At 63.3% G+C, this 9,377-nt stretch carries 10 protein-coding genes; 7 read left to right on the top strand and 3 right to left on the bottom strand.

The genetic code is table 11. The features are described 5' to 3' along the window. Positions 1–1,132 (top strand): PilT/PilU family type 4a pilus ATPase (locus BN1130_RS11190; protein WP_042042101.1); only part of this gene is annotated, 1,132 nt, incomplete at its 5' end. 85 nt (positions 1,133–1,217) lie between these two features. Here the strand turns inward: BN1130_RS11190 and BN1130_RS11185 are convergent. The 3 genes from BN1130_RS11185 to BN1130_RS11175 are packed head-to-tail and all read right to left on the bottom strand — an operon-like array spanning position 1,218 to position 3,948. Further along, complete coding sequence (locus tag BN1130_RS11185) at positions 1,218–1,460, bottom strand: FeoC-like transcriptional regulator (RefSeq protein ID WP_042042100.1); 243 nt, start codon at positions 1,458–1,460, stop codon at positions 1,218–1,220. Further along, positions 1,457–3,724 carry a Fe(2+) transporter permease subunit FeoB gene (gene feoB / locus BN1130_RS11180; RefSeq protein ID WP_042042099.1) on the bottom strand — a complete coding sequence of 756 codons (2,268 nt, stop codon included), beginning with the start codon at positions 3,722–3,724 and terminating at the stop codon, positions 1,457–1,459. Before feoB ends, BN1130_RS11185 begins: the two co-directional genes overlap by 4 nt. Next, a complete protein-coding gene (locus BN1130_RS11175; protein WP_042042097.1) occupies positions 3,721–3,948 on the bottom strand; it encodes a FeoA family protein in 228 nt (75 codons plus the stop codon). Before BN1130_RS11175 ends, feoB begins: the two co-directional genes overlap by 4 nt. 132 nt (positions 3,949–4,080) lie before the next feature. Here BN1130_RS11175 and BN1130_RS11170 point away from each other — a divergent pair, with 132 nt between their 5' ends. From BN1130_RS11170 to BN1130_RS11145, 6 genes are all read left to right on the top strand, one after another. Continuing rightward, entirely contained in the window at positions 4,081–4,410 is a 330-nt protein-coding gene (locus BN1130_RS11170) for a translation initiation factor (RefSeq protein WP_042042096.1), read from the top strand. 332 nt (positions 4,411–4,742) lie between these two features. Then, complete coding sequence (locus BN1130_RS11165; RefSeq protein WP_042042095.1) at positions 4,743–5,303, top strand: TMEM165/GDT1 family protein; 561 nt, start codon at positions 4,743–4,745, stop codon at positions 5,301–5,303. A 273-nt stretch (positions 5,304–5,576) separates the two neighbouring features. Beyond that, on the top strand, positions 5,577–6,524 hold the full coding sequence (locus BN1130_RS11160; RefSeq protein WP_042042094.1) for a DUF2157 domain-containing protein: 948 nt from the start codon (positions 5,577–5,579) through the stop codon (positions 6,522–6,524). A gap of 47 nt (positions 6,525–6,571) precedes the next feature. Continuing rightward, entirely contained in the window at positions 6,572–7,582 is a 1,011-nt protein-coding gene (locus BN1130_RS11155; RefSeq protein WP_042042093.1) for a DUF4401 domain-containing protein, read from the top strand. Then, positions 7,579–8,079, top strand: a complete 501-nt coding sequence (locus BN1130_RS11150) for a GDYXXLXY domain-containing protein (protein ID WP_042042091.1) — start codon at positions 7,579–7,581, stop codon at positions 8,077–8,079. The genes BN1130_RS11155 and BN1130_RS11150 overlap by 4 nt, the downstream gene beginning before the upstream one ends. A 96-nt stretch (positions 8,080–8,175) precedes the next feature. Then, positions 8,176–8,937 (top strand): substrate-binding periplasmic protein, encoded by a 762-nt coding sequence (locus tag BN1130_RS11145; RefSeq protein WP_042042090.1) that lies wholly within the window; start codon positions 8,176–8,178, stop codon positions 8,935–8,937. Positions 8,938–9,377 lie beyond the last annotated feature (440 nt).

Here is a 9,377-nt window from a genome sequence, read left to right as displayed (position 1 = left end):
CACCCGCGCGGCTACAGCGAGCCAGGATGGCTCCGACCTCTACCTCTCTACCGGCGCCCCCCCCAGCGCCAAGTTTCAGGGGGTGTTGCGCACCCTCAGCGAGGCCCCGCTCGCCCCGGGCGAGGTGGCCGCCATCGCCGCAGAGATCATGGATCTTGAGCAAAAGCAGCAGTTCGACAAGGAGCTGGAGATGAACCTTGCCATCTCCCTGCCCCAGATAGGCCGCTTTCGAGTCAACATCTTCAAGCAGCGCAACGAAGTCTCCCTGGTGGCGCGCAACATCAAGACCGAGATCCCCCGCTTCGAGGACTTGAAGCTCCCCCCAGTGCTGCTCGATACCATCATGGAGAAACGGGGCCTGGTGCTGTTCGTCGGCGGCACAGGCTCGGGCAAGTCCACGTCGCTGGCGGCGCTGATCGACCATCGCAACCGCAACAGCGGCGGCCACATCATCACCATCGAGGATCCGGTGGAGTACGTGCATCGCCACCGCAAGAGCATCATCAACCAGCGCGAAGTGGGCGTGGACACCCGCAGCTTCCACGCCGCCCTGAAAAATACCCTGCGTCAGGCACCGGACGTGATCCTCATCGGCGAAATTCGTGACCGCGAGACCATGGAGCATGCCCTGGCCTTCTCGGAGACCGGCCACCTCGCCATCTCCACCCTGCACGCCAACAACGCCAACCAGGCGCTGGATCGCATCATCAACTTCTTCCCCGAGGAGCGCCGTCCCCAGCTGCTCAACGACTTGGGCAACAACCTCAAGGCCTTTGTCTCCCAGCGACTGGTGAAAACCGCGGATGGCGGGCGCCGGGCGGCGGTGGAGATCATGCTGGGCACCCACACCATTCGCGACATGATCAAACGCGGCGAGTTTGGCGGCCTCAAGGAGGTGATGGAGAAATCCCGCACCCTTGGCATGATCACCTTCGACGAAGCACTGTTCGATCTGGTGGTGGAAGGGGTGATAGAGGACGAGGAGGCGATCAAGAATGCGGACTCGCAGACCAACCTGCGCCTCAAGATCAAGCTGTGGCGTGACAAGGGGCAGATTGCCAATAGCAGCGACGCCAGCGGTTGGAGCCTGGAACCAGGCAAAGATGACAAGGACGAGCTGGACTGGACCTGAGCGCCACCGGCTGCCCTGGCAGATCAGAGACCAAGAACCCGCCGCTGGCGGGTTCTTTCGTTGGCATCCGGGACGGCGATACCGCCTAGCCGCGTTGCACCAGGCCGATACGGCCCGGCTCGCACCATTCGAATATCACCAGCTGCTGTTTGCCGCAGCAACTGCCGCCACACAGCTGGCTCTCCTGTTTGATGACGCGCCCCTTGCGCATCCAGACCCCGAGCATGGCCTCGACGGCATCTTCCGAGGTGTGGAAGTGACGGGCCAGATCCCGGCGACTGACCCTGTGCTCCCGGGCCAGATAGTCTCCTAATTCATGCAGTATCACTGCGCCACCACCCGGCGCGTCACTATGTCACCGCGCATGCGTCCCAGCCACCAGAGCAGCAGCAGGGAGCCGAGATAGAAACCTATCCAGGCCAGGCTCTGCTCGGGATGGCGTGCAAAGCTGGCCCCCTGATAGAAGAGCGTGGCGCCCATGAAGGCCATGTAGTTGCACCAGAGCGCGGTGTAGATAGCCCAGGGACGGCCGGTTTCACGCACCAGGGCGCCCATGGCGGCGGCGCATGGCATGTAGAGCAGGATGAACAGCAGGTAGGCAAAGGCACCCGCCGCCCCGTCGAAGTGAGCCTGCATGTTGCCGTAGGTGGAGAGACTCACCTCTTGCTCCGCCGCCGCAACCCTGGCATCCCCGACCTCGCCGATATCTATCCCGAGGGGATCGGCCGGGTTGATGGCCGCCAGATTGGCGGGGATGCTGGCCAGGGCATCTTGCACACTCTGCCACAGATCGTACTCGGCATCGGCGGCCTGCTCGCCTCCCCCATAGAGGCTGTTGAGGGTGCCGACCACGGCCTCCTTGGCGAAGATACCGGTGACGATGCCGACCGTCGCCTGCCAGTTATCCTCACGAATGCCGATGGGGTGCAGCAGCGGTGTCACCCCCTGGCTCAGCTTGCTCAGCACCGAACTCTCCTGATCCTGATGGCCGAAGCTGCCATCCGTGCCCAGGGAGTTGAGCACGCTCAGCACCGCCACCACCAGCACTATGGTTTTACCGGCACCGAACACGAAAGATTTCAGCTTCTGCCAGGTCTTGATCCCCACGTTGATGGGGCGGGGCAGCTCGTAATCGGGCATCTCCATCAGCATGGAGTCACTCTTGCCGGGCAAGAGGGTGCTGCGCAGCAGCAGGCCGGTGAGCACCGCCACCACAATGCCGACGAGATAGAGGCCGAATACCAGGTTCTGGCCAGATGCCGGGAAAAAGGCCACCGCGAACAGGGCATAGACCGGCAGGCGGGCGCCGCAGGACATGAAGGGGGCCATGGCCGAAGTCATCAGCCGTTCACGCTCGGAGTTGAGGGTGCGGGTCGCCATCACGGCGGGCACGGTGCAACCAAAGCCCATCAGCATGGGGACGAACGCCTTGCCGGGCAGGCCGAGGCGACGCATCAGGGCATCGACCACGAAGGCGGCCCGGGCCAGATAGCCCGAGCTCTCCAGCACCGCAAGAAACAGATAGAGGCAACCGATGACGGGGATGAAGGTCGCCACCGTCTGCAGACCGGCGCCAAAGCCATCCGCCAATATGGCCCCCAGCCACTCGGGAGCATGGGCTAGCCCCAGCAGATGGTGGACCCCATCGACGAACAGGGCGCCCCCCAGGATGTCGAAGAAGTCGATGAAGGCACTGCCCACCTTGATGGCGAACATGAACATCAGATACATCACCAGCAGGAAGAAGGGGATGCCGACCCAGCGATTGAGCAGCACCCTGTCGAGCCACTCACTCTGGGCGGCGTTGAGCTTGCCCCGCTGCTGGCAGGCCTGCTGGCACCATTGGTGGATGTGGCCGTAGCGCACGTCCGCCAGTTGCAGGTCGATATCCTGCTGACCCTGGGCACGGCGCACCAGATTGGCGGCCGCCGTTTGCTGACCGGGCAGCAGGGTCTGCGCCATCACGGGATCTTCTTCGAGCAGGCGCAGGGCGCGGCCACGACTCGCCAGCGGATGGGGGGCAAGCAGGCTCTCCAGTTCGCTGATGCCTGCCTCCAGAGGCTGGCCGTAATCGAGCTGCAGCGCCGCCTGGGGCGAGCCGATGAACTCATGGAGCCTGGCCTTGAGAGCGCGCACCTGAGCCAGGTTGTGGGCCGAGAGCGACACCACGGGGCAGCCGAGCCGGGCACTGAGCAGCGTCTCGTCAACGGTGATGCGTCGCTTCTCCAGCAGATCCATCTTGTTGAGCACCACCAGCATGGGCAGACCCAGCTCACGCAGTTGCAAGGTCAGGTAGAGGGAGCGCTCCAGGCTGGCGGCATCGATGACGTTGAGCAGCAAGTCCGGGCGTTGGCCCTGTACGAAGCCGCTGGCTATCTGCTCATCCAGGCTGGCATCCTGCGCCGCCAGGCTATAGATGCCGGGCAAGTCGGTCAGCCGATAATCCTGCTCCCCGACGCTGAAGCTGCCCATCTTCTTGTCGACCGTGACCCCGCTCCAGTTACCCACCTGCTGGCGGGCCCCGGTGAGGGCATTGAACAGTGAGGTCTTGCCGCTGTTGGGATTGCCGACCGTGACCAGATTGATGCTCATAGGCACTCCACCTCTATCTGGTTGGCCAGGCTTTTTTGCACTGAGAGGCAGATGCCCTGGCACTGGATCTGGAGCGGATCCCCCAGGGGCGCACAGCGCAGCAGGGTGACCTCCGATTGCGGCAAGAGCCCCATCACCATCAGCTTGCGGCGCAGGCTGCGATCCAGTGCATTCAAATCTGTGATACGAGCGCTCTGCCCCGGTGATAACTGCGTGAGAACCATGGCCAACCCCTAGGTGGAAACTGTGACGACTCTAAACAAGAACAATTCTCTTTTCTGTGGCCATTATAAGCTGTGACCTGCGCAACAATTTGCGTAAAATCAAACTTCGCTTAGCTAGTTGCAGAGTTCACCATGCATCAGGACAACAACAGCCGTCTGGTTTTCAGCACAGATGGCGGTGCCATTACCCCCAGCACCCAGGCCAGCCCAGCCTCCCCCTTCCCCACCGATGGGGTGGTGCGTATTCGCCGCGAGACCAAGGGGCGCAAGGGCGCCGGCGTCATCACCATTCATGGGGTGCCTGATGCGCAGCAAAAAGCCATCGCCACCCTGCTCAAGAAAAAGTGCGGTACCGGCGGCGGCTTGAAGGAGGGGATCATCGAGATCCAGGGCGACAAGCGCGATCTCATCCGCAGCGAGCTGGAGAAGGCGGGCTTCACCGTCAAGCAGGTCGGCGGCTAAGGTCGAGGCTGACAGGTTTCCCGATAGCAGAGCGCCGGATGTGCGATTTACCAGCCGGTCACCCTCATCAGGCTCTCACCTTGGCCAACCTCTTGTAATTACCGGGCATCTTTCCTAGAATGCCCGCTCCCATCGAGGGGGAGTAGTCGCTGACGGGCTAAAAGGCCCGCAGACGTTGATCAACATACTTGGTGCAAACTCACCATGGTCAGCGTGATCCGCAACGAGCAATGCCGGATTTGACAAGACCTTTGACGGGCCAGTGCCAATACCGGGGACGGATGGCGCAGGCTTGTCTCTGGTTTATAACAATTCCGTCCCCCGGTATCTTTATGGAAGCCCTGTTAACCTCCACCCTGAGCGTGGCCGTCGCCGAAATAGGCGACAAGACCCAGTTGCTCGCACTCCTGCTGATCTGTCGCTTTCGCAAGCCCTGGCCCATCATCGCCGGCATGTTTGCCGCTACCCTGCTCAACCATGCGGGCGCGGCCTGGATTGGCGAGCTGATCAGTCGCTGGCTCGATCCCAAACTGATGACCTATCTGGTGGCGGGAGCCTTTATCGCCATGGCGGTCTGGATTTTGGTGCCGGACAAGATGGACGATGAAGATAGCAAGCTCGACAAGTACGGCCCCTTCCTCGCCACCTTCGTGCTGTTCTTTATCGCCGAAATTGGCGACAAGACCCAGATTGCCACCGTGCTGCTGGCCGCCAAGTATGACTCGCTCACTCAGGTCATTGCTGGCACCACCATCGGCATGATGCTGGCGAACGTGCCCGTGGTGCTGCTCGGCAAGCTCGGCGCCGACAAGTTGCCCCTCAAAAGCATCCGGATTGGCTGCGCCGTCCTGTTTATCACCCTGGGGATCAGCACCCTGATCGTCACCGCCTGATAGCCAGCGCCACTAAGATAGCCCTGATATAAGAAGACACAGGCCCCATCAAATGATGGGGCCTGTGTCTTTAACGCCTCCCCTGCCAGGCACCATCTCGGCACATCCCGCCACGCTATCCCGTTCAACCCTGCTCCCCTCTTGCCCACCCTCGTCTGTGTCTTGCCTCTCTCTGCGCCGAGGTCAGCCATCGGCAGCCCTTCCCGGGACTCGGCCATGGTGTTGGCGCCCCGGCCCTATGCCATAATGGGGCACGTTATTCGGAGCCATTCCATGCAGCATCACTCCCGCCGTCCCCTGCTCGACTGGGTCAAGCGAGGCCACCTCGCCCCAGCACAGCTGCCCGAGGCCCTTCGTCTGGCCGATTTGCCCCCCGCTCCCGCACGCTGGCAGGTGCTGTTCGATCGCCTCTTGCTGCTGCTCGGTTGCCTCTGCCTTGGCGCCGGTCTCATCTTCTTTGTCGCCTTCAACTGGCAGGCACTGGGGCGACTGCCGCGCCTGGGCCTGGTCGAGCTGCCCCTGCTCGCCATGCTGCTGGTGCTGTGGCGCGTCCGGCTCAGTGACGGCGCCCGTCAGGGGCTGCTCTGCTTGTGCGCCCTCAATCTCGGCGCCCTGCTCGCCCTGGTGGGCCAGACCTATCAGACCGGGGCCGATCCCTGGCAGCTGTTTGCGCTCTGGGCCATGCTGCTGCTGCCCTGGGCCCTGCTCGGCAAGAGTCCTCTGCTCTGGACCTTGAGCTGGTTGCTGGCCCAGCTCGCCCTGGTGCTCTACTGGCGGCTCGGCCTGTTCACGCTGTTCTTCTCCTTCGATGAGGAGGGGCTGGCCTGGTGCCTCACCCTGCTCAATGCCCTGCTCTGGGGAGGGCTCTGGAGTTTGCCTGCCCGCTACAAGGTGATGCCCGCTTACCTGCCCGCGCTGATGGCCGGGCTTGGGGTCACCCTGCTCGCCCTGCTCGCCCTGTTTGATGCCGCCTCTTCCTGGATTTGGCCGCTCTGGCTGCTCTGGCTCGGCGCCGCCTATGCCTGCTGGCATCACAGCTTCATCACCGGGCTCGCCATGGGTTGCCTCAGCGTCATCGTCGTCTTGCTGGCGGCGCTCGGCAAATGGATGGAGCCGGATGTGAATGGCTTCTTGCTGCTCAGCCTCGTCGCCATTGGCCTGTCGGTGGCCGCCAGCCGCTGGCTGCAACAACAGAGGAGTCGCCATGCTGCCAATCAGTAACCAGAGGGCCTCGGCCCGTTCAGTTTCCCTGCCTTGCCGGAGCCCCTATGTCCTCACAGCCTGAACTCTGGCAGATCCTGCGCTCGGCCAAGCTGGTCGAGGGGGATGAACCCCGGGATAACGAACCCCACTGGGCCAACCGCTTCATGCTGGGGGTGGTCGGCTGGCTCGCCGCCCTCTTCTTGCTGTTTTTCCTCTTTTTGAGCGTTGGCGATCTGATAGACAGCCCGGATCATGCCCTGGCCCTTGGCGCGACCCTGCTCGCCATGGCCCTGTTGCTCAATCGCAGTGCCCGCAGCGGCGATCTCTGGGATCAGTTCGTGCTGGCCCTGACCCTGGCGGCGGATGCCTGGCTGCTCTATGGCCTGATAGATAGGATGGACGTGCACGCCTTTGGCGCCTGGGCCGGGCTCTCGGCACTGGCGTTCGCCATCGCCTTCTGCTTTGAACACTGGCTGATCCGGCTGTTTCACACCCTGGCCGCCGCCCTGCTGCTGACCCTGGCGCTCGCCTGCCTCGGTTTGCAGATCCTGGCCCTGCCACTGGTGATGGCGCTGCTTTGCGCCTGCTGGCTCTGGGCACAGCGCCGTCCTCATCAACACGAGCGGTTCGAAGCCATGGCCTTTGGCCTGGCCCTCTCCTTGATCCTGCTTGGGCGCCTGCATCAGCCGTTGTTTGACGAAACCAGCGTGCTCGAGGAGCTGGGACGGTCGCGGCTGCCCCATTGGCTCAACCCGCTGCTGTGCGCGGCCTTGCTGCTCGCCCTGCTTCACCATCTGAAGCTGCCTCGCCGCCAGGGGCTGTTTGCCCTGCCCCTGGTGTTGCTGGCGGCGCTGATCCCCGGCATGGGGGCGGGCGCCCTGGTGCTGCTGCTCGGCTTCTACGCCGGGAGTCTGGGCATGATGACCCTGGCCGCTCTGCTGCTGCTCGGTTTCGGCTCGCTCTATTACTACGATCTGGCCCTGCCGCTGATGACCAAGTCCTGGCTGCTGCTCGGCTCTGGCACCGCCCTCTTGTTGATGCGCGCCCTGTTGCTGCGCCTTGGGAGACACTCATGAGAACCCTTGCCAGTTTGCTCTGTGGCCTCGCCATCTTGCTGGGCGTCAACGCCCAGGTGTGGCGTTTCGAGCACGCCATCGACAGCGGCGAACCCGTGTTGCTGCGTCTGGCCCCGGTGGATCCCCGCTCCCTGATGCAGGGGGACTATATGCGGCTCAACTACGAGATAGCCCGCCAATGGGCCCAGGCTCACCCACGGCAACCGGCGGGCAGCAGCCAGCTGGTGATCCGGCTAGACAACCAAGGCGTGGCCCACTGGCAGCCCCACGGGGATACCGGGAAACTGGCGCCGGACGAGCGGCTGCTCAACCTCGTTCGCCGGGAAGGCATGGTCAAGGTCGGGCCGGACGCCTACTTCTTCGAGGAGGGGCAAGGGGAGACGCTGACCGGGGCGGCCTATGGCGAGTTTCGCCTGCAGCCCGATGGCAGCAGCCTGTTGCTAGGTTTGCGCGATGAGCAGTTGCGCCCGCTGGGAGAGACCCGCGGCCGCTGGTGAGCCCCATGGCCCTCCCTAGGTCGAGGGGCCATGGCTGGCGAAATCCTGTGACTTGGCGACACTCAAGGTTGCCCCAGGCGCACAGGAGAAGGCCGCATGAGAGCATGGACCACCCCATTCAGTCTGCCGTTGATCATCTTCATGCTCGCCGCACCGGCCTGGGCCACCACGCCGCTGGCGAGCCTCCATTACTTGAGCGAAGAGTATCGCCCCTACAACTACCTCGATGAGACGGGCCAGCCCGCGGGCCTCGCGGTCGAGCTGCTGCAACGGGTCTGGCAACAGACAGCAACGCCGCCCCAGCCTATCGCCATCATGCCCTGGGCCCGGGGTTACTACCTGCTGACCCAGAAACCCAATGTGGTGCTCTTCTCCACCGCCCGCACCGAGGCGCGGGATCCGCTGTTCAAATGGGCCTGTTCCATCGGCTACGCCGAGATAGTGTTGCTGGGTCTGACCCGGCGCGCGATCACCATCAACAAACTCGAAGATGCCCAGCAGTACAACATAGGGGCGGTGCGGGCCGACGTCGGGGAGCAGTTGCTGCTCAACAACGGCTTTGACGAACAGAAGGTGATAAGTGCCAACCGCCTGGGTCAGGCCATCAAGATGCTCGACTCGGGCCGGATCGATCTGGTGTCGACCAACAAGACCACCGTCATGAGTCTGCTAAGCAGCCCGGGCGCGGATCCGACCCGCTATCAGGTGCGCTGGGTGCTGAGCTCGGAGCAGTTCTGCTACGCCTTTAGCCAGGGGGTCGATGATGCAGTGGTCAAGAGCTTCCAACAGGGCCTGACCCAGGTGCTGGCCAGCAGCGAATTTCAGCAGATCCAGCGCAAGTACTTCCCCGCCCCCTGATCCCTTCTTCAGCGCGGCCTCGCCAGAGGCCGCGGCTCACAGAACCGCATATCGCCGACCAGAATTGCCCCTGACGTGAACGCCCAAGGCCCCTCGCCTTGCACCGCAAGACACGCCTTCAACCCGCCCCTGCCCGCCCCCTCATCCATGGCGCATCAACATCCGTCACGGGGCCGTTCAGCCAACGATGTCCCCCTCAGGCCACCCCGGCTTGTGAGATAAAAAGGGACCTGGATGGCCCGAAGTTTGAAGCAGCGCAAGAAAACCAGATATATCCGACCGGGATCGTCGCAATGCCGTGACTCCTGCCTGGCGGGATCCGTAATATGGCCATGGGTGCCTGTTGGCCCTCTTTTATCCAGGGTCAGCGCACTGTGGCAGCGACAGCCAGGGGCGGTAGCGTGTCTAACGCATGCGGCTCCCGCAGGGCGCCAACAAGC

The sequence above is a fragment of the Aeromonas rivuli genome (assembly GCF_000820045.1).
In the GTDB taxonomy this organism is placed as follows: Bacteria; Pseudomonadota; Gammaproteobacteria; order Enterobacterales; family Aeromonadaceae; genus Aeromonas; species Aeromonas rivuli.
Note: the sequence above shows the minus strand (reverse complement) of the source record. Positions and strands in the feature narration are given on the sequence as shown.

What these genes read in the sequence shown, in the direction of transcription:
- BN1130_RS11170 (WP_042042096.1), top strand. Translation starts at nt 4,081, where the DNA reads ATGCATCAGGACAACAACAGCCGTCTGGTTTTCAGCACAGATGGCGGT.
- feoB (WP_042042099.1), bottom strand. Translation starts at nt 3,724, where the DNA reads ATGAGCATCAATCTGGTCACGGTCGGCAATCCCAACAGCGGCAAGACC.
- BN1130_RS11155 (WP_042042093.1), top strand. Translation starts at nt 6,572, where the DNA reads ATGTCCTCACAGCCTGAACTCTGGCAGATCCTGCGCTCGGCCAAGCTG.
- BN1130_RS11160 (WP_042042094.1), top strand. Translation starts at nt 5,577, where the DNA reads ATGCAGCATCACTCCCGCCGTCCCCTGCTCGACTGGGTCAAGCGAGGC.
- BN1130_RS11165 (WP_042042095.1), top strand. Translation starts at nt 4,743, where the DNA reads ATGGAAGCCCTGTTAACCTCCACCCTGAGCGTGGCCGTCGCCGAAATA.
- BN1130_RS11175 (WP_042042097.1), bottom strand. Translation starts at nt 3,948, where the DNA reads ATGGTTCTCACGCAGTTATCACCGGGGCAGAGCGCTCGTATCACAGAT.
- BN1130_RS11145 (WP_042042090.1), top strand. Translation starts at nt 8,176, where the DNA reads ATGAGAGCATGGACCACCCCATTCAGTCTGCCGTTGATCATCTTCATG.
- BN1130_RS11150 (WP_042042091.1), top strand. Translation starts at nt 7,579, where the DNA reads ATGAGAACCCTTGCCAGTTTGCTCTGTGGCCTCGCCATCTTGCTGGGC.